The following is a 21171-nucleotide window of genomic DNA, read 5'->3' on the forward strand; positions in this document are numbered from 1 at the left end:
GCTGCCTTATTTGATCACTCTAAAAAATATCAGAGTTTGGTTACAGTCAGCGTTGGATTGGCTTTATTTGTTGCATCCAACTTGAAACGATAGTTTCCCTCTTCAGCAATATTTATAGTGACATTATCATTGCTACCTGCAGTAAGAGTGCTTGCCTCACCCAAAGTAACACTCACTTCGCCACCAAAGTTTGTCTCTGCGTTCCAAGATGCATCGGCGACCTTCATATTAAAACTTCCCGTTTGCACTTCTATATCTAACTGGTAAATATTATTGGCAATATAGCTAAACTTGGCATTGGAATTTTCCGCAGGGGCATCCCATGTCGTGATCGATCCACGTAAGTAGAGTTCAGTACTTCCGAATGGTGCGATACTAGATACATCTTTATTACTGTTGTCTATCGGCAAGCCTACACCCTGGCTCTCACCTTGAGGAAGTACAAAGACAGCGGTTGTCAATGCTGGTACAGAGAAGATTTCATTACTAAATGAGGCTGTTTTCACTTCACTATCATAAGACGATTTTTGAACCGGATGTAGTTCAAAACCGCTAGCTCCTTCAATCTTGAACTCCTTAGTAACAGCCGTCGAGTTAACCACAACCACCACCGCATCATATGCAGAATCAAGATCAGCACCCGCACTGGTTCCATCATCAATCGTCATGACAATTAAACCTTGTGTTTGACCCTGACCAACGTTGCGGAAATCGACTCGTTTCATGACCTCCTCAGCACTATCTAAGCGGAACAGCTCACTACTACTTCTAATTTTAAGTAACTCTAAGAATTGTTGTTTGGTTAGTTCAATGTCCGTTTGAGACGGTTTGACACTAGGATCGGCTATGATTTTTCTGATCAAATCCCAGTTAGCACCATCTTTGTCTTCTCGAGGTAAACCAACATTCCAGTTGTTGTCTGAACCATCGAAGCGAACGCGGTTATACCAATCACCTGAGTCATAGGAATCTCGCTGCATCGACTTAGATCGCAATAGCTCTGAGCCCATGTGAATAAATGGAATACCCTGCCCCAACATTACGGTTGAAAGCGATACAGTCTGCATTCTAGCTCGCTTCGCCGAATCTATCCCTGTCGCAATCTTGTAAGCGTTGTTGTCCCAAAGTGTTTGGTTATCATGCTTCGATACGTAAGAGATATTCTCCGATGGGAACTTAGTATAGCCTGCCGGGGCGCCATTATAATCCACATCTTTGCCGCGTTTAGTCTCACCAGTGTAATCCAAGAGAACATAGTCAGCTAAATTGCCCGCCATACCTAAACGGACGATATCTTGGTTGTGAAGTCTATCGTTTGTTGTTTCAACTGATTCGATTACCTCTTCATTAGGATAAGCCGCATTACCAAACCCTTGATTAAACCTTAGTGCATGGCGGCCATCGCTGTTAACGCCGCCATCAAAAGGACTACCACCACGTACTGCGTCACGCAATCGATCAGAAAACGTACCAATTTCAGTACCAGCCATAGCTAGCTGTGTGGCTTGCTCGAATCGAGCATGATTAGAAACTTCACCGAAATCCCAACCTTCACCATAGAAAATGGTATCGGGATCAATCGCTTTCACTTTCTCTAACGCATAAACCATCAAGTCTTTTGGTTGGTGCCCCATAAGGTCAAAACGGAAACCATCGACTTTGTAGTCACCAGCCCAAACTAATAGTGAATCAACCATTAGCTTACCCATCATCAAGTTTTCCGTCGCAGTATTGTCGCAACAGGTCGAGTTTTCTACACCTCCGGAATTGGCGTTGAGCCTGTGATAATACCCAGGAACAATTTTATCCAACACTGACTTATCATTTACGCCAGAGGCATTGGTGTGGTTATATACGACATCCATGACGAACTTAAGTCCCATATCATGAGTCGCTTTTACCATTTGGCGGAACTCTTTGATTCTTAGTGAACCTTCAGCATCGGTAGCGTAACTACCTTCAGGAACTGTGTAATGGAATGGATCATAGCCCCAGTTAAAACTGTCATACATTCGTAGGTCATTCATCAAAGACTGCGCATTCGCACTCGCCGGGTCATAGTTTTGCAATAAATCTTCAATGACCTGCCCACTATCTGCTGTAGAACAAACCGCAGCTTTAGCATTAAGAGCACATAGATCACCGACCGTATCGGTAATATCAACTCTATTGACCTCATCAACCGTAGCAATATCAAACACAGGTAATACATGCAACGTTGTTAAGCCCGCTTGTTGCAATGACTTCAGATGTGTTACTGACTCTCGAGTATCTTCGGTTAGTGCTAAATACTTACCATTCAATGCTTCCGTCCCTCTAGAATCACTGAAGCTAAAATCACGTATGTGAGATTCGTAAAGGACATGATCCTCAGCTTTAGATAATTGAGGACGAGAATATGCTTCGTCATTCCAACCTTCAGGCATTAATAACGTATCATCGAGATCTACAACTTGAGAATATAGAGAATTTGCAGACACGCTAAGTGAATATGGGTCGGTTACCAATCGCTGCTCCACTTTACCCGTCGTAGGATGGTACACCTTAACGTCGTAACGATAGAACTGGTTCAGCGCTCCACTTACGCCATCCGAGGACCATATGCCAGTATCTGCATCTTCAGTCATTGGATATACACTATCTAGGGTCTTATCTTCATTATAAACTTCTACCGACACTGACATTGCCGTTGGTGCCCAGAGTTTAAACGTCACATCGTTTCCTTCAACAATAGCACCGAGTGTTTGAGCTATTGCATTACCCCCATCTTTTGAGGCAAACACAGAGTCAAGAACCCCGGCTGTTTGAAGCTCAGTGGCGGTAATAATTTCTTTGCTCTTGTTATATGCGACTATCACAAGTTGTTTTTTTAAAAGTGTATGTCGTGTCTCCGCATTCACATCAATGTTGAGGGCAGTCAAGCTCGCTAGGTGCTTATAACGAGCTTTGAGTTCCTCAGGCAGCTCACCAGAAATGGTGAGTTCAACGTGTCCATCTTGTCCATGAATAGACCTATCATCATTCATTGTGATGCTGCCGTCTTCGCTGTAGAACAAAACCACTGTATCTGCTGTCGAGGCAGCCTCCCAACCAATTGTGGTGCCATCTAACCAATGAGCGGCGCGCCCATCGATCGCAACAGGTCTCTCTACAGTAGGGACGTAATAAATTTGGCTACTGCCATGGAAACCAAATAATCCCTTGCTGTCATCAAGTTGACGTAGTTGAACCTTGTGATTTCCACTCCCAAAGGCTTTCTCATCTCCTTTGTGAAGTATAAAGTTCATACATTCATGAGGGTCTGATGCATCTGGGTCCACTTTCAAAACATAATAAGCGCCATAAGTAGAGCTGACCCCTGTATAACCATATGGAGCATCCCAGCTCGTGCCACTATCACCAATATTCATTGCTTCTAGGTCAGTACTTTCACAACCTTCGCCGTTCCATAGGTGTAACCCCCAACCACCGTACGGGTCACCAGATTGAGCCGCTGAGTCACGTTTGTAATAGATGACGACTTCATTCTCGCCAGCCTTATACAAGCCATCCACATCGCCACTATTGCCACCAGCCTCTGTTCCAGACTCACTATTCGTATTGCATCCTGCGAGTAATACAATTGAAATCAGTGGTATAAGCGTTTTAGCTACCACTGTCATCTTCGGTTTATTATCGTCCACTTTTCAACCTTTTATTATTGAGGGTAAATCGGTTAGTTCACCCTCTATGCTATGAAAAGTGATGCTCAACAAAATGTGAACAATGCATGTTAAGTTTTTGTATCGGATAAAATAACAGAGCGTTTGAAGCACTATCACATACTGGGAAGTCTGAGCACCATATTATGCAACACGGTGCTCATTTTGATCTTACAGATTTTAAAGGCTTAGATACTGGGGCGTAGAGTTTGAGGATGATAACTCAACCTGCAATTGGCGACTTGGATCAGATTTTGTGATGACCTTATTTTCAACACAAAAATATTAAGCTGCTACAAGCGGCGTTGTTTTGGAAACATCAACCAATAATGAAGTTCGCAGGCAATATGGGAAAGTAATTTATTGTTTTACCGACAGATGTATCAGCTACGACAGCCACCCCACTCTAAATGACACACCTACGAAGACAAATACAACAGAAATTATGGTTACTGGAATAATATGAAGTGCCATGTCTACAAGGTTGTCCTTGGATAGCTTTGGGATTACTCGAAAACGCGCATCGAGAGCCAAAGTAACCGTTAGAGCAAGCAAAACCAATTTCGCCGCAATACCATGAGCTAGTGGAATTGACATATCGAACCATAAACTAACATCAGGAAGGAGCTGATAAGACATCATCAATCCCGTAGTCACTTGAATAACTAACGCTGGCATTCCGATCTTTTCATAGTTCTGCTCGAACTCAAGTAGCATTTCAGGTGACTTGTATTTCAATACTTTAGGTAGGACTACAACACTCAAAATTAGATGACCACCCGTCCAGATTGACGCACCTAAAATATGCAGCACTAAAAGCCAAGCAAACATGTGCCTTCCCTTTTCTTGTTCTGTTAAATTAATCTTAATTATTAACATATTGAACAATAAAGATATGACGAGGATCATACAATTGTAATGATATTTATTATCGTTTATTTGAGTGTTAGAGGTAAGGCACTTAATAGAGCTAAAGAACTGTGCGTAATTTATGACTACGCAGAGATAGATTAGAGGGAGTGGAGGCGCCTCCCGGAGTCGAACCGAGGTCCACGGATTTGCAATCCGCTGCATAGCCACTCTGCCAAGGCGCCATAATTTGTGTGCTAACAATTAGCGAATAGATGGTGCCCCGGGCCGGACTTGAACCGGCACAGCGCGAACGCCGAGGGATTTTAAATCCCTTGTGTCTACCAATTCCACCACCAGGGCACGCAATTTCTTGCGATGCCGATTACTGAACAGTAAAACACCATCTGTTTCTTACCGCAGTTGCAGTAAGATTTTAATATGGAGGCGCCTCCCGGAGTCGAACCGAGGTCCACGGATTTGCAATCCGCTGCATAGCCACTCTGCCAAGGCGCCTTAATTTGGGTGCTAATTAATTAGCGAATAGATGGTGCCCCGGGCCGGACTTGAACCGGCACAGCGCGAACGCCGAGGGATTTTAAATCCCTTGTGTCTACCAATTCCACCACCAGGGCACGCAATTTCTTGCGATGCCGATTACTGAATAGTAAAACACCATCTTTTTCTTACCGCAGTTGCCGTAAGACTTAAATTTTGAGCGACTCACTAGGTTTCCGTTCTTCAACGGTCTTGGTGTGACGTTAATCTTGGCAAGGTTGCCTATAACAGTCTCGCTAGTCTCGCATACGTTTTCATCGGGGCTTCCCGTGAGAACGAGGTGTACTTTAACGGATTAAGTTTTTGCGTCAACATTAAATTTTAACTTTATGAATCAACTGACTAAATATCGAGCCAAGCAGTATGAAGGCCATACAAATCGACTAATTCAGCACCACTTACAAGTTGGCGATCTTGCGATCCAATTGATATTTTTCGTCTGTAATGATTTTCTCAAGTACTTCAACGCGCTCAGATAAGCTTTTTATTTGTTGTACCAACTCGCTATTTAAACCTTCCGCCCCTTCCATGGCTTTCTCTAGTTCAATCGCCCTCATTTTTTCGCGATGAGAGAAAAATGTTCGCAGCATACCTCGACCAAAAATAGCGCCAAAAATGATGAGAACAACCAAGACTTCAGACATAAGCACCTCCACGAATATAGTGATAACTCACCATAGTCGTCGACTAACTTAAACGCAAACTGTTAACAATGCTGAGAATGGATTTCGAGGCTTAGGTCTCAGACAAGGTGAATTAGCTGTCCAAAACGTTAGTGAGTACAGTGAGGGAGAATTCTTAGAGCCAGAAAGAACGAAACCCCGACGATTGTCGAGGTTTCTGAATAATGGAGGCGCCTCCCGGAGTCGAACCGAGGTCCACGGATTTGCAATCCGCTGCATAGCCACTCTGCCAAGGCGCCTTTCTATTAACACACTGAGCTGCTGCTCCGTCGTGTTCGGAGCGTACTTTACGGATTACTCAACATTAGTCAAACAAAAACCGATTTTATCTCTTCGTTTGTCCAGATTAACGGCAATATACTCAATCAAGCAGCGATCTAATGGACTAAGCGTTCTCACAGTCACATCTCTTAGTGTGTTTTACCACTTTTTCATCAAGCGTCCCACCAAGTTTGGATGATAGGACCAGCAATGATCAAACATACTCATCAGTGCGGGGTTGCCATACTTAGAAAGGTTGATGGCGTGAAAGCGGTTTTTACGCTCTTTTAGTTGGTCGACTTTTTGTATCATCTCTTCGGATTGTTCCGGCGCGATAAAGTCGGAAATCACAACCATGTCTGCGTTTTTATAAGTATCAGTACCCATCAAATCGATAGACTGAACTAATACTGGCTCTAAGTCAGTTCCACCATGAAATGAATAGCTAAGAAAATCAGCAGCTTCTCGCAAACCATCTTGCTTAGTCAGTTCATACGTAATATGTGTAGTAGAAAACAGAATCACATAGCATTCGCGATCTTCAGCCAAAGCAATTTGCATCAGTGCGTAAGCCATTGCTTTGGCACACTGCTCAGGAAATCCACTCATCGAACCGGATGCATCGATACAAACAATAAATGGGCCCTTCTCTATTTCCACCTTACTGTTATCGGGTTTACTAGTTCGTACTTTTTTGAGCGTGCGTGATTTTCCTTGAGTTTTGTAGTTCATTAAGCGTTTATCAGCGAGATGTTTGTAAAACACCACTTCCAATTCGGGATAAGCGAGAAACATGGTTTCATTAGGAAGCAGTTTATTCAGATCGTCGGACTCGTGAATGCCTACTATATCATCCGTCGCCTCATCACTTTGCTCTTCAACCATCTCAACATCATCAGCTTGTGCTTTGTTAAGTTCGGGATCATCCTGATCATTTGCCATTCGTCCAAGCTGTTCTGCTATCTCTTGTAGTCCCTTATTCTTCTTGAGAAACTCGGCATGGTTGTGCATCACTTTTAGATCAGTCTTGGTGAGTTTCGCTGAGGCCATATCCCACAAACGGCCCATAGCAGCTTCATCACCCTGCTCCGTCACGGTATCCATGTTTTGCATGGTTTCCATTCGTTGATACAAATCGGCGAGAAACTTCTCTTTACTTGCTTCTAACTCAGAGACCTCGGCTTGTTTAATCGCATCCGCTAGGCTCTTGTACCAAAGATCGCAAAAGAAACGGGGAAACATGGGATTATTGACTGACTTGTTTTTTTCTAGCAGACGCCTCGCCTGCATGTAGAACGCAGAATGCCACTCAAGTTGCTTGACGACATCATTAATGCGTTCAAAAAATGTCGCTTCATCCCAGTGGATGACCTCTTGATAGAGTGCAAGTTCCTTTTGGAAACGTTCAGTCTCACAAACACGAGTCATACGTTTTTTTACCGAGCCACGCCACTTCAACAAATGGCCTTTGACTGCAGAACGAACGCCGCGCTTTTCTGTGAGCGCAACAACTTGAGAGCGAGCCATCAAATCATTAACTGCCGAATCAATTAGACCTGAATCAGCAATCATTAGCGCCAAGTTTAATCCGTCTGCTCCGAGCATCCATGCCTCCGGTGTTTTATCTTACGATGTCACTCAACCAATTTGGCTAGCCATCAAATTAAGCAAAGCTCCTAGTTAAGCAAAGTTCCTAAGCGAGCTTTCTAGGCAAAAAAGTCATTTAATCCTTTGATTCTGGCGACTGCTTTCTCAGCTTCGGCATTAGTCGTTTCAAGTGTTTGCGTGACTGTTTGTAAGCTCACTTCCATCTCTGTTGGTATCTCTTGCTGAATAAAGCCGTGTGGTAGAGCTCCATGGAAGTTAGAGCGTACTTGTCTAAGGTGATATTCTGCATGAGTAAGCTGCGTTAATACCTGATCAGCTCTTGTCGTCCACTCTTGTAGTAAATTGGAGTCAATACCAGAAGTGGTCACAAGCGTAGTTAGAACAGAGCGATTAGCGATATCCTTAATAACGAGGTTATTGGCAGCGTCAATATCAAGCTTCAAGCGGCACAAATGCGTATTTTGGTTTACATAACCATACACCTCACTGCCACCTTCTTTGATGGCTCGGCTAAGCTCATCTTTTGCTACATAGACCCAGCGGCTATCGCCTTTTTCACTCTCAGATACTGACATGTTGCTTTGCAGCAAGACCAATTTGACTAGGTCCGTAGCCGGACCAACTTTGTATGATTTGGCGTTGCTAATATCGTATTGGTATACATCTTTTCGAAGCAGCCCCGTCGTGGATTCCATAGAAAGAGGCATCGCAAACTCAGCTTCGATTTCATCTTGAATATCAGCCAATTGCTCCTTACCTTCTTCGATCTGTTGGAATACTTCCTGTTGATCAAAGGCGTAGTTCAACGCAAAGTCACGAACAACATCGCGAACAATTTCTAGTGATTCTGGACTGTTCCACAAACAGTCTTGTAGTAGTAGTAAGTCGAGCGGGTTGACACTATCGCGACCATTAAAGAACGCACTCGCCTTGAGGAGTTTTACCGCTTTCTTCCAACGACGGTCGGAAACATACAGGTCTGACTCAGAGAGTCTGCCTTGGTTTTCTTCTGCTGCGGACTCTAGCAAGGTTTTAAGTTGATAGAGTTTTTCAAAGACGGAATCAGTCAACTTGACGTTATCAAGTTCACGTTGCCATTGATGATATTCCTGATCGGTAATCGCCAAACCTTCGGGGATCTTCGCTTCTTCACTCGTGCCAACCGTTAACATTGATTTGAAGTTCTGTTTATTCTGAATACGATTTACAAATATGCGTACCAACATACGGTCATAGAGAGCTTCCAAACCGCTGTCTTCATCGGGCAGTTCATTTGAGGCGGAAACCAGCAAGCGCATAGGCACTCTTTCAATATCACTACCGTTCTTAAATGTTTTCTCATTCACGACGGTTAGTAATGTGTTTAAGATCGCAGGACCTGCTTTCCAGATTTCATCTAAGAAAACCACTTGAGCGGTAGGTAAGTAACCTTCGGTTAATCGTAAATAACGTCCGTTGTCTTTGAGCTCTTGAATACTAAGAGGGCCAAACACCTCTTCAGGGGTAGAAAAACGTGTCATCAAGTATTCAAAATAACTACTGTTATCAAATGCTTGTATCAATCGCTTCGCAATTAGGCTCTTAGCTATTCCAGGTGGGCCAAGCAAAAAGACACTTTCTCCTGCAAGGGCGGCTAATAAGCAAAGCTTTATGGTCTCTTCTCGTTCGTAAACGCCATCGGAAAGTGCTGAGGCGAGTTTATTAATTCGTTCAGATAGCAACGCTTTATCAGCGTGGGAAACAACTGTGGGCTTTATCATGCCAATACCTCTGTGCACAAAACAGGAATGCATAAATGATTTTATACATTTGTTATTATTATGTTACAAGATTTTTCATTCATGCTTTATTTAAAGCATGACCGCAAACCTAAAATTATCAAGCTGATTTTTATAGAGTTTTGTCACTAAGAGTCGCTTCAAACACCAGAACTCATTAGCCGAAAGTATGAGAAAGCGCCTGTTTTGCTCTATTAAACTGGAACGTAGGTTTTTTAATGAACTGTCCGACGAGACTGGGGTGATAACGCCATTGTGTATCGAATAGCCCTAAAACTTCTGGGTTACCATATTTTGAGAGACATAAAGAGTGGAACCGATTGTAGCGGCCACGTAATGACTCTACTCTTTCGACAATCTCCTGTTCCTGCTTAGGTGCGATGAAATCGGAGATCACCAGCAAATCGGCATTTTTGTATTGCTCACCTTGCATCAGTTCCACAGCGTGATTCAAGACCTTTCCAAGATCGGTTCCGCCTTTAAAGGTATAAGACAAAAAGTCACTCGCTTCTTTCAGTCCAGTCGTCCCTGTTAAGTCATAACTAATGAACGTGGAGGAAAACAATATGACGTGGCACTCGCGTTGTTGTTGTGCGGCCATTTTCATTAGTGAATACGCGATAGCTTTCGCTGATTTTTCCGGAGCACCCTGCATTGAACCTGAGACGTCTATCGCGATAAGCATAGGGCCTGTCTCCTTGTCTGCTTCACCCGTCGCTGTTTTAGGTGAATGTAATTGACGAACCGTACGTTGTTTACCTTCTGATTTGTAGGTTAGCAGTCGTTTTTCCACCAAGTGTTGATAGAAAATGGTTTCCAATTCTGGGTAGGCCAAATACATGGTCTCATTAGGAAGAAGATTGTTGATGTCGTTACTTTCGTGGATACCCACAATATCATCTGTCGCAAAGTCCGTTTTCTCTTCAACGACCACTTCATCGTGGCTCAATGCTTTATTTAGCTCTGGTGCATCCACTTCTTCTGCCATACGTCCGAGTTTGTCGGCAATATGTTTCAGCTCTTGATTATTCTCAAGGTACTCTGCCGTATGTTCTATGTGTCGCCAATCCTGCTTTGTTAGTTCTGCACCTGCCAAATCCCAAAGCCTTCCCAGTTTGCCCTGTTCGCCACCTTTTTGCAGGTTCTCCATATCTTTTAACGTATCGATTTTCTGATACATCTGTTTTAAGAATTTAGACTTCTGCTGGTCAACCGTTTGTTGTTGTTTCGATTCAACGGCCTGTTTTAAGCTTTCATACCACTGCTTACAAAACTGACGGGCAAACAGTGATCGTGGATAAGCATCGATATCGCTCGCTAACTGACGAGCTTTAGGAAGGAAATGCGAATCTTCAGGGATCTGCTCAATCAATTGATTTAATTGTTCATCAAACTCTTGCTCCGTTAGATAGACTGCACGTTGATAAAGCTCGAGTTCAGATTGCAGAGACTCAGTCTCTTGACCTTTTACGAGCCTGCGTTTAACAGATTTGGACCATTTGGCCATTGATGCTGTTAAGCTTTGCTTAAGTCCTTCATCGCTTCCCATCGCCAACAGGTCTGTTTGCTGCATGATGTCTCTAACCGCAGAATCAATAATTCCTGACTCAGCTACCATCATCGCCAAATTTAGACTGTCCGCACCAAGCATTTCGTTACCTATAAATAAACTTCACAACCGTGTAGACCTCTTGATATACCTAAATTTTTCATTGCATTACAGGTAAGAAACCCTAGTTTTCATTTTCGATCGCCATTTAATAAAACGTTCCCCTTATTATCCATCGACTTTTATGTCACGTTATGGTCATATTGACCCCTGATTACGTAAACCTTCTACGTACTTTATATCTAGCCATCAACGGATGATTTTATGGCCCAAAGAACAATTCATCAGTGGAAATCCATTGCCCTCGTAGAAGAAGACATTGAATTACCAAATCAGAAAAACATTACGCACACGACAATTAAGCACCCAGGAGCTGCGGTCATCCTTCCAGTTACCGAGTCCGGCGATATCCTGCTATTAAATCAATATCGGCCCTCACTTAAGAAGTGGCTTTTAGAGCTTCCTGCAGGGACGATGGAACTGGGTGAAAATGCTGAAAAATGCGCACACAGAGAACTGATTGAAGAAACGGGCTTCGAAGCTGGTAGTATGATTTCTCTAGGACAGGTGACACCACTCGCTGGCTTTTGCGACGAGATACAGCATCTGTATATTGCAAAATCACTCAAACCGAATCGCAGCTTAGAATGCGATGATGATGAAGTTATTGAATTGGTGACAATGTCACTAACGGAATTACAACAAAAAATAATCGATGGTGGCATCACGGATGCCAAAACAATAGCGTGCTTAAGCAAAGCCACGCTATGTGGATACATTTAGGAGAGTATCAATGGATTTTCGCTCAGACACAGTGACCCAACCTACCCCAGCTATGCGTGAAGCTATGGCCAATGCACCTGTCGGTGACGATGTTTACGGGGATGACCCAACGGTCAACGAATTAGAACAATGGGCAGCAGAGCGACATGGTTTCGAAGCGGCGCTGTTCACAACATCTGGTACTCAGGCAAACCTGCTTGGTTTAATGGCACATTGCCAACGCGGCGATGAATACCTGTGTGGCCAGCAGGCTCACAACTATAAATATGAGGCTGGCGGTGCAGCAGTACTCGGCTCAATTCAGCCTCAGCCTATTGAGAATAACCCAGACGGTACACTTGATTTTTCTAAGTTGAAATCCGCGATAAAACCGGACGATAGCCACTTCGCGCGCACCAAATTGTTAAGCCTTGAAAACACTATCAACGGTAAAGTTCTACCATTGTCATATTTGGCAGAAGCAAGGAAGTTTGTTGATGAAAATGGTCTGAACCTACACCTAGATGGCGCTCGAGTATACAACGCGGCCGTGGCATTAGATGTGGACGTAAAAGAAATTGCTCAGCATTTTGATTCTATGACAATCTGTCTTTCAAAAGGCTTAGCGGCTCCTATTGGTTCCTTACTTCTTGGTTCTAAAGCGTTTATCGAACGTGCAAGACGACTGCGTAAAATGGTTGGCGGTGGTATGCGCCAAGCTGGTATTTTAGCCGCGGCAGGAAAACTTGCGTTAACAGAACAAGTCGATCAGTTGAAACTTGATCACGCTAATGCCAAAAAACTCGCACTTGGTCTAAATGACATTTCTGGATTTAGTGTAAACGCCGATTTTGTCCAAACGAACATTGTTTTTGCTAAGCTCGATGAATCGGTAAAGATTGATGCTATTGCAGAATCGTTAGCTAAAGACGGCATTACAATTACCCCAGGTAATCCGATTCGATTCGTAACTCACAAGGATATTTCGAGTGATGACATTGACACATTGCTTCAGAAAGTCAGAGAGTTAGTTGGATAATTGTTTCGACCCATCCAACATTAATTAGGAGAACGTCAGGTTCTCCTTTTTTTGTGTCACAAATTCAGCTTGGGAAGTAATAATTTCTTGAGGTTAACCTAAGGTGAAGCATTACGATTTTGCTAAACGGAGCTAGAGTACATTCTTATGAAAAACAATATATTTACCGTGATAGCTTTGATGGCTATTTCATCGGTTGCTGATGCTAACGAATTCGGAAATCCAGAACTAGGTGAAATGAAAGCGCCAAGCTGTGTATTCTGTCATAACCCTAATGGAGCTCCCTCTCAAGCTAACTACCCAAACCTCAATGGGCAAAACTCGCTTTATCTGTTTAATGCTATGAAAGCGTATCAAAATGACGAGCGCCAAGGCGCGATGGCAGAACTTATGAAGGCTCAGCTTCAAAACTTAACGGAAGAAGACTTGAAAGATATTGCTGCGTTCTATTCAACTATCGATTAGCAGAGTATTTATCCTCTGTTCAATCGCACTTATAGCCATAGACACGGTAAGAGGCACATGTGCTTGATAAGGGTGTAAGGAGAAAATAGGATTAGGTTTCGTCTTCTCTATTTCAGCAACTGGTTTTAGTGCCATGCTTTCACCAAGTAGAAATTCAGGAACCAAGCCTATACCAAACCCTCTCTCGATTAGGCGAATAGCATCGTAGACCGTGTTGACACGGTGTGCTGGAACAAACGTTAACTCTTGTTCCGTATTTAATTCTCGATGGTGTATTTGCGCTGGTTGCCAATGTTGAGCGACATATTGGCACGATGTTATATCTACTTCATTTTTTTTCGATTGGCATAGGACGTCAGAAAACTGACCAAGTTTCCTTTGTTTTAGATTGGAATCTCCAGATGCGCCTACACGAATCGCTAGATCAATATCCTGCTGAATTATGTCCACGTGGTCATCGTCACTTACTAAGTTCAGCGTCACATCAGAAAAATCATTAAAAGTATCAGCGAGCGCAGGTATGACAATACTCTGCATCAACGCGTGTGGCGCTGTCACCGATAGTCTTCCTGATGGCGTGTTCATCGACTCTGATGCCTCAATCCACGCAGATTCTGCATGCTCTTGCATGAGAGCGCATTGATGATAAAAACGCTCTCCGGTAGAAGTCAGCATCTGCTTGCGCGTCGTGCGTTTTAGTAAGCTCGTATTCAACTCATTTTCTAACTGTTTTAGCGCTGAACTAACTACAGATTTAGACACACCGAGTTTATCAGCCGCTTTGGTTATTGACCCACTTTCAATGATTTGTACATAGATAGACATTAAACGTAGTTTATTCACAATAAGCTCTCTTAATTGTTCTCTTTAACAGAACATACCTTTCCAATTAGTTTGTTTTTCATAATCAATACTATCTCTATGATTAACTCAAACACAACCCAAATTAAAAGGTATGACGATGACTCAATCAGCTTTAGAACGCTCAAAAACTGGAATTTCCGCATGGCAAGTTGCATTTAACAATCAGGATGCCGCTGGCTGCGCAGCACAATACGCCGAAGACGCTGTAATGGTAGCGAAACCTTTTGGTACATTTGAAGGTCGAGAGGCAATACAGGCATTCTGGCAAAACATTATAGATCAAGGATTTAAAGACGTTGATTACACCAATACTAAATGGGAAAAGGCTGGAGAAACGTCATACATTTTGACCTCAGACTGGACAATGAATAACGCCTTCGGAGTTGTTCATAAAGAACTATGGGAAATTCAAACCGATGGTGCATCTCGGTTAACTTATGATGAGTTTGAAGTGCTTGGTGAGAGGTAGACTATCCTGCTTTAGTCATTTATTAGTACGCCCCGTTATACACGGGGCTTAGTATTAAATTGACTTAGATAATCAAAAATGGACATTTTTCGCCACTAACATACACCCAATCACTAATAAAAAGATATGTACAATTCGGTGATAGTCAATTTTGTATTTGTGTAAAAGATGATAGCCGATCATCCCGCCAGTTAAACCAATGACAAACGCTGGCATTGCCGACATCACCAAAGACAACACTTCTTCAGTTATCAAACCTTCATTCCAAAAACTCACGTTGGCACCAATCATCTGCAACATAAAGAAGAAAGCCAATGTCGATTTGGTTTGATCGGCCGTCCAAGGCTGCATCGATGTATACGCAATCACAGGAGGACCCGATTCACCTACGCTAGCACCTAAAACACCTGAAGTGAAACCTGCCCCTACTGTTACCGGAACAGAAGTCTTTTTAAACAAAGGCTTAGTTGAGCGTAGAGAATGTAAACTTGAAGCAACTAACACAATTCCCATAGTCAAAAGAATGTACTGGGAAGGCATCGTTGCCAGTAACTTAGCACCAACAAAAGACGCAGGTACCGAACCGGCAAATAGAATCAATCCTGTTTGGCGTTGTATTGAATGGCGCATTTTCCAAACGATTGGCAAGGTAACTAACCAGCCAAAAATACCAGCAATTGGAACTGCTGTTTGAGCTCCAACAATGAATGAAAGCAACGGAACCGACACTAACGCTGAGCCGAATCCCGTTAGCCCCTGTGTGAAACCCGCTAATGCAATGATCAACGAAACGAGTATTAAAGTGGTGTCCATATGTCCTGTTATTCAGCCGTTAAAAGTTCTTCACACTATAGACTCATGAAATTTAATAACCATTACTCGTGTCACATTTTGTTGTTTTATGTACATTTAGATTCGTTAGTGTGACTATTTTCTCAGAACAAGACATCCATCTCCTTATAATGACCATATCCATACAGTTTTGAACAAAATGCTCACTCAAAAGCGTCTATAAGACTGAAGGTGTTTTTAAGAGGCTCTCATCCGAATCAGCCTTCCCTTCAGATCCTTGTAGATAAACCGTGGTAGCGGATAAACACGAGCAATCATCGACCTTCAACAGGGACTCCTTCAAAGAAGTATCGATTTGAAACTGTTAACGAATTCATCGTATTTAAATTTATGAGGTAAACAATGGATCACTTCCAGTTAGAGTCGGAGCAGTTATTTGAAACGCAGGCTCATCAGCACACGTCAGCAAGGGGAATCGAAGAGTTTGATAAGGTTTATGGGTTAGGATACCAAGTGGATCATGCCGATTGGTCCCCTTTCCCGCGAGTTAATCAATTAAGACAAACCTTCCTAGATAGGTCGTATGACATCGACGTTGAACGTCTTCGTCTTGTAACCGAATCATATCGAGAGAATGAAACCTTACCACGTATCCTGCAGACTGCTTTCGCTTTCCAGAACATACTCCATAACTGCACACTGCACGTTTATGATGACGAACTAATCCTAGGAGAGATTGCTGCTCCAGCAAAAGCCTCACCTATTTATCCTGAATTCTCCGTTGACTGGATCATTGACGAAATCCTTCACTCTCCTTTTGAAGAACGAAGTAACGACCAATTTTATATACGCAATGAGCAGGATAAAAACGAAATTTTGGAGTTATGCGCATACTGGAAAGGCAAAACGGCCAATGAGATCATTACGGCCCACCTTGATGATGACCAAAAGAAAGGCTCACATATGGGTGAAAAAGTCTTTCAGACCAATAATTACCATTTTGCAGGCATCGGACATTTTGCCATGGACTTCACTAAGCTCATGACGCTTGGTTATGACGGGGTTATCTTGCAGGCCAATTCCGCATTAAAGGACTTGTCGAAACAAGACCCCGACTATAGCGATAAACGAGATTATTACAAAGCGACCATTGTGTGTTTAGAAGCGGCTAAGCACTATATTACGAGGTACGCGCAGTTAACGTCTGAAATGGCGGAACATGAAACTGACGCTAAACGCAAACAAGAACTGTACACCATGTCCCTCAACTGTCAGCAAATCGCAGGTGGTGCTCCAAAGTCTTTCTGGCAAGCTATTCAGTTATTCAATTTTGCCGTTACTTTGACCCAAATTGAGGGAAATGGTCACTCTATCTCTTATGGTCGTATGGACCAATGGTTACTTCCGTTCTACCAAAAAGATGTCAATGAACGTGCCGTATCAAAGTCGTTTATCCTAGAGCTCATTGAAGTGCTTTACGTCAAAATGAACAACCCAACTAAGCTCAAAGATAAAGGCACAGTAAAAGTTCGCAATGGTCGAGGTTTTGGTGGAGAAAGCTTAACTCTAGGAGGAGTAGACTCAGAAGGTGAAGACGCCACCAACGACCTAACAATGTTAATGTTGGAAGCATCAGCCCATACTCGAATGATGAACCCTTGGGTCTGCGTTCGAATGCACGAGAAAACACCGTACGAACTCAAGATTAAGACGATAGAATGCATTAGAGCCGGTTACGGTCACCCTAAATTGTTCAATGATACCCCAGCGATAAAAGCCATGTTAGGTAAAGGGGTGTCTTTAGCTGAGGCGAGAAATTACGCTGTAGTTGGCTGCGTTGAACCTACAATCCCCGGCAAAGAGCATGGTTGGTTGGACGCCGGCTACGTGAATACCGCAAAAATGATGGAAATGGTCATCAATGGTGGACGAATTCTTTCAGGACCAAATGCCGGCCAGCAATTGGGGCCAGATACTGGCAGTTTAGAAACTTACACAACATTTGAACAAGTTCTCGAAAGTGTCGATAAGCAGTTTGCGTACTGGTGCGATCAATTATGTAGCTGCTTAAATGTCACCGACAAAATTCATCGTATGGTCAAACCCACTCCCTATATCTCAGCGTTTTTTGAAGGTTGTATCGAAACCGGACGAGATATGACATTTGGTGGTGTGAAATATAATGGTACTGCTCCGCAGGCTGCTGGAGTAGCCACTTGCGCCGATTCTCTCTCTACCATTAAGAAGTTAGTATTTGATGACAAGAAGTACACGGGTAAACAACTGCTTGATGCTGTGAAGAATAATTGGGTTGGTTATGAAAAGCTGTACGCACTCGTCAATAGCTCCAAGATCCCCCATTATGGCAACGACAACGATGAAGCCGATGAGCTATTCACCTTTATGTTTGAATGCTATTGCCGTCATATCAAAGGACGCATCAACCCTAGAGGCGGAAAGTTTAGTCCAGGCGTATACACCGTCAATGCGAATGTTGGTATGGGCTTATACACCAATGCGTCGTTAGATGGTCGCAAAAATGAAGAACCTATCTCTGATAACATGGGACCTGTCCATACCGCAGGAGGTTCTCACGATACGCAAGGCCCGACCGCTATCGTCAACTCCGTCACTAAGGTAGACCACAGCTTGGCAACCAATGGCACTCTACTCAATTTACGTTTTCCAGAAGACGCCGTTTCAGGTATTGAAGGAAGAGATATTCTTGTCAGTTTTATCGACGAATACATCTCCAAACAAGGCATGCACGTGCAGTTTAATATTATGAGTTCGGACAAAATGCGCGCCGCTCAGAAAAATCCTGAGCTATACAGAGACATGTTAGTGCGAGTAGCAGGATACAGTGCGTATTTCGTGGAACTTGGGAAACCTTTGCAAGACGACTTAATTCAACGCACCGAGCTTAGGTTCTAACAAATAACCTAATACAACTACTGTCAAGCTGGGCATTCAACGCCCAGCTTCTAACTTAATTGAGGTTATTTGTGTCAAACCAAGCCACCGTATTGAATGTACAGCGTTTCACACTCCACGACGGTCCAGGGATCCGAACTGAATTCTTCCTTAAAGGATGTCCTCTACGATGTGATTGGTGTGGAAACCCGGAGAGTTTTAATCGCAGAATAGAAGTCGGGGTCTACCATAACCAGTGCATCTCAAATGAGCACTGCGGAACGTGTTTAGATGTTTGTCCATCGCCCGATATGTTGACGTTTTCCGATGATTGTCTATTTGAAGTCAAACGTGATTTTTGCTCTTCCTGTATGGCTTGCTCTGACGACTGCCCTGCAGAAGCAATCAAACAATGGGGCAGTTTCATGACTTTGGATGAGTGCATGGCGGCTATCCGCAAAGACAAAGGCTTCTATCAACGTTCAGGTGGAGGTGTAACTGTGTCTGGCGGAGAGCCCCTTTTACAGAGCAACTTTGTATTGGAGTTGTTTAAGTTATGCAAACAAGAAAACATCCACACTTGTTTAGAATCGAGTTTCTTTGCTAACTGGAACCGAATAGAAAAGCTCCTTTCCTATACCGATCTATTTATCTCCGATATTAAGCTACTAGATAGCCAGCGCCACAAAGCGCACACCGGAGTTGATAATCGCAAAATCCTCAATAATCTTAGAGCATTGAGTAAAACTGAAAAGCCCATCATATTGAGAATCCCAGTTATCCCGTCCATCAACGATGACGATGAGAATATTGCCGCGACCGCCGATTTCATTATTAATGAGCTCAACGGACGCGTACAAACGCTGCAGTTACTTAGCTTTATGCGCTTAGGGGAAGAGAAATACCGCTCATTAGGGTTGCCATACAAGATGGCCGACCTAGTCTTTGACCGTGACAGCTTTCAACTAAGGGTAAATCAAATTGCCGACTACTTTAATCGCCGAGGCATCCATTGTACGGTTGGAACCAAAAACGCCAGCCTGAAATGCGCAAATTAGAATCCATCAAGATTAAGAGGCACTTCTTTACCTAGCCAATATGCATAAGTGGTGTGATCAATAAGGTCATCGCCAGTGTCGGCGTGTACTAAAACACTGAGTTCGCCTCTAACACTATCAAGCCAAGGGATAAGTGCATCAAAGTCTTCACGAAAGAACAAAATCTGGAAGCTCCATTTCGTATGAGGCCCAACAGGCTTTTGATGTACTCTTCCGACATGCAGACCAAATTTTTCTGTAATGGTTTCACTTAAGACGGTAGCCATTTCTAAAGAGGATTGATCAAAGTAGACGTGTGCATGGTATTTATCGTGAAGGTTTTGGGGTTTTTGAGGTGATGTCATGGGGTTACTTTGCGATAAAATTGCGTGAGGAAATAGTGGCGGGATTGTAACTGATATCTATCTGAAAAATAAGGGAAGAAGTTAAATTCTTACCCTTATTTTCCTTGAAGTAAATTAGCGCTTTTTACCACGATTGGCATGAATCTTAAGCTTGGCTTTCATCTTACGTTTATCCGCCCCTCGACCTTTACGGCGAGGTGCACGATCAGGTTCGACTTCAGAGGCCGGACTTGGTTCAAAGCCTGCCAACCACTCTTGTGGTAATCGCGTATCTAGCAAACGCTCTATTGCTTCTAGAAGATACTGCTCATCGTGACTCATTAACGATACTGCAAAACCTGCATGCCCCGCTCGACCTGTTCGTCCAATACGATGGATATAGTCTTCCGCTTTATACGGCAGCTCAAAGTTCACAACTTGCTCCAGCTGCTGAATATCTAGTCCACGAGCCGCAACATCCGTTGCAATTAATGCTCGTACTTTTCCGGATTTAAAATCATCCAACGCTTTTTGACGCGCTCCTTGGCTCTTATCACCATTGATCGAAACCGCATTAATGCCATCGAGCTTAAGCTCTTTTGCGAGTGCATCACTACCCTGTTTTGTTTTGGTAAACACCAATACCTGTTGCCAATTGCGAGAACCAATTAAGTACGCCAGCAGTTCGTGTTTACGTTTTTTGTCGACGGGATAAACCATCTGTTTCACGGTATCTGCCGTCGAGTTCGCTGGGGTGACTTGAACTTCGATGGGCTCATTCATAATACGATGCGCTAGCGTTTTGATACGCTGTTCAAATGTTGCTGAGAACATCATATTTTGGCGCTCTTTTGGTAAGCGCTTGAGAATACGATTCAAGTCTGGCATGAATCCCATATCTAACATACGGTCAGCTTCGTCCAAGATTAGATATTCGCATTCAGATAAAGTGATATTGCGGTTATGTTGGTGATCCAAAAGGCGTCCTGGTGTTGCTACCAAGATATCAGCACCACCAACTAGGTTTTTAGTTTGTACGCCCATACTTGTGCCACCGTAAGCAACAACTACTTTAAGTCCAGTGTCTTTTGCTAACGGTACTAAGCTATCAAACACCTGTTGTGCAAGTTCTCTTGTTGGTGTGAGTACTAAAGAGCGAATAACTTTTGAGTTAGACTCTCGAACCTTAGGTTCTTGAGCAATTTTGTGAATCAAAGGAAGCCCAAACGCCGCAGTTTTTCCCGTGCCTGTTTGTGCTCCGGCTAAGATATCTTTGCCATCAAGAACATGTGGAATAGCACGTGCTTGAATAGGTGTTGGCGACTCATAGTTCAACGCAGCTAGGTTTTGATGAATTGTGCTACTAAAAGCAAAAGAATCAAACGAAATCACGCCTTCGGAAGCATCAAGTAAAGTCTTGTCTGTCATAAATTCGCCAA

At 43.2% G+C, this 21171-nt stretch carries 16 protein-coding genes and 5 tRNA genes; 6 read left to right on the top strand and 15 right to left on the bottom strand.

The genetic code is table 11. The features are described 5' to 3' along the window. Positions 1–29 precede the first annotated feature (29 nt). The 11 genes from pulA to JKJ11_RS19580 form a co-directional block, all read right to left on the bottom strand. Positions 30–3662, bottom strand: a complete 3633-nt coding sequence (gene pulA / locus JKJ11_RS19530; RefSeq protein ID WP_252040014.1) for a pullulanase-type alpha-1,6-glucosidase — start codon at positions 3660–3662, stop codon at positions 30–32. 426 nt (positions 3663–4088) lie between these two features. Beyond that, on the bottom strand, positions 4089–4532 hold the full coding sequence (locus JKJ11_RS19535) for a CopD family protein (protein ID WP_031496996.1): 444 nt from the start codon (positions 4530–4532) through the stop codon (positions 4089–4091). 189 nt (positions 4533–4721) lie between these two features. Next, a tRNA-Cys gene (locus JKJ11_RS19540) sits at positions 4722–4795 on the bottom strand. 31 nt (positions 4796–4826) lie between these two features. Next, a tRNA-Leu gene (locus JKJ11_RS19545) sits at positions 4827–4913 on the bottom strand. 79 nt (positions 4914–4992) lie between these two features. Then, positions 4993–5066, bottom strand: a tRNA-Cys gene (locus JKJ11_RS19550). Positions 5067–5098: 32 nt separating this feature from the next. Further along, positions 5099–5185, bottom strand: a tRNA-Leu gene (locus JKJ11_RS19555). 321 nt (positions 5186–5506) lie between these two features. Then, on the bottom strand, positions 5507–5752 hold the full coding sequence (locus JKJ11_RS19560; RefSeq protein WP_252039824.1) for a nitrite reductase: 246 nt from the start codon (positions 5750–5752) through the stop codon (positions 5507–5509). Positions 5753–5956: 204 nt separating this feature from the next. Continuing rightward, positions 5957–6030, bottom strand: a tRNA-Cys gene (locus tag JKJ11_RS19565). Positions 6031–6211: 181 nt separating this feature from the next. Further along, a complete protein-coding gene (gene viaA, locus JKJ11_RS19570; RefSeq protein ID WP_171393435.1) occupies positions 6212–7657 on the bottom strand; it encodes an ATPase RavA stimulator ViaA in 1446 nt (481 codons plus the stop codon). 101 nt (positions 7658–7758) lie between these two features. Next, entirely contained in the window at positions 7759–9420 is a 1662-nt protein-coding gene (locus JKJ11_RS19575) for an ATPase RavA domain-containing protein (RefSeq protein WP_006069655.1), read from the bottom strand. 175 nt (positions 9421–9595) lie between these two features. Next, positions 9596–11089 carry a VWA domain-containing protein gene (locus JKJ11_RS19580; RefSeq protein WP_252039825.1) on the bottom strand — a complete coding sequence of 498 codons (1494 nt, stop codon included), beginning with the start codon at positions 11087–11089 and terminating at the stop codon, positions 9596–9598. Positions 11090–11311: 222 nt separating this feature from the next. On the opposite strand from JKJ11_RS19580, the gene JKJ11_RS19585 reads away from it, so the two are divergent. From JKJ11_RS19585 to JKJ11_RS19595, 3 genes are all read left to right on the top strand, one after another. Then, positions 11312–11830: an NUDIX hydrolase gene (locus JKJ11_RS19585; RefSeq protein WP_006069653.1), complete on the top strand. Its 519-nt coding sequence runs from the start codon at positions 11312–11314 to the stop codon at positions 11828–11830. A gap of 10 nt (positions 11831–11840) precedes the next feature. Beyond that, positions 11841–12848 carry a low-specificity L-threonine aldolase gene (ltaE, locus tag JKJ11_RS19590; RefSeq protein ID WP_252039826.1) on the top strand — a complete coding sequence of 336 codons (1008 nt, stop codon included), beginning with the start codon at positions 11841–11843 and terminating at the stop codon, positions 12846–12848. Between the two features lie 147 nt (positions 12849–12995). Beyond that, positions 12996–13313 carry a c-type cytochrome gene (locus tag JKJ11_RS19595; protein ID WP_031493471.1) on the top strand — a complete coding sequence of 106 codons (318 nt, stop codon included), beginning with the start codon at positions 12996–12998 and terminating at the stop codon, positions 13311–13313. Here the strand turns inward: JKJ11_RS19595 and JKJ11_RS19600 are convergent. Then, positions 13299–14156 (bottom strand): LysR family transcriptional regulator, encoded by an 858-nt coding sequence (locus JKJ11_RS19600; protein WP_252039827.1) that lies wholly within the window; start codon positions 14154–14156, stop codon positions 13299–13301. The two genes, JKJ11_RS19595 and JKJ11_RS19600, sit on opposite strands and share 15 nt — an antisense overlap. A gap of 118 nt (positions 14157–14274) precedes the next feature. Between JKJ11_RS19600 and JKJ11_RS19605 the strand changes: the two genes are divergently transcribed. After that, entirely contained in the window at positions 14275–14646 is a 372-nt protein-coding gene (locus tag JKJ11_RS19605) for a YybH family protein (RefSeq protein WP_006069649.1), read from the top strand. Positions 14647–14718: 72 nt separating this feature from the next. Here JKJ11_RS19605 and JKJ11_RS19610 read toward each other — a convergent pair whose 3' ends face one another. Further along, positions 14719–15459, bottom strand: coding sequence for a sulfite exporter TauE/SafE family protein (locus JKJ11_RS19610; RefSeq protein WP_006069648.1), 741 nt, complete (start codon positions 15457–15459; stop codon positions 14719–14721). A 381-nt stretch (positions 15460–15840) separates the two neighbouring features. On the opposite strand from JKJ11_RS19610, the gene hpfG reads away from it, so the two are divergent. Continuing rightward, positions 15841–18372, top strand: coding sequence for a (2S)-3-sulfopropanediol dehydratase (gene hpfG / locus JKJ11_RS19615; RefSeq protein ID WP_252039828.1), 2532 nt, complete (start codon positions 15841–15843; stop codon positions 18370–18372). A 71-nt stretch (positions 18373–18443) separates the two neighbouring features. After that, positions 18444–19409 (top strand): (2S)-3-sulfopropanediol dehydratase activating enzyme, encoded by a 966-nt coding sequence (hpfH, locus tag JKJ11_RS19620; RefSeq protein ID WP_252039829.1) that lies wholly within the window; start codon positions 18444–18446, stop codon positions 19407–19409. Here the strand turns inward: hpfH and JKJ11_RS19625 are convergent. Further along, positions 19406–19753, bottom strand: a complete 348-nt coding sequence (locus JKJ11_RS19625) for a DOPA 4,5-dioxygenase family protein (RefSeq protein ID WP_038227009.1) — start codon at positions 19751–19753, stop codon at positions 19406–19408. The two genes, hpfH and JKJ11_RS19625, sit on opposite strands and share 4 nt — an antisense overlap. Before the next feature lie 114 nt (positions 19754–19867). Then, positions 19868–21160: a DEAD/DEAH box helicase gene (locus tag JKJ11_RS19630; protein ID WP_242456569.1), complete on the bottom strand. Its 1293-nt coding sequence runs from the start codon at positions 21158–21160 to the stop codon at positions 19868–19870. Positions 21161–21171: the final 11 nt, after the last annotated feature.

Origin of the sequence: Vibrio sp. SCSIO 43133 (assembly GCF_023716845.1) — a bacterium.
Classification (GTDB): domain Bacteria; phylum Pseudomonadota; class Gammaproteobacteria; order Enterobacterales; family Vibrionaceae; genus Vibrio; species Vibrio mediterranei.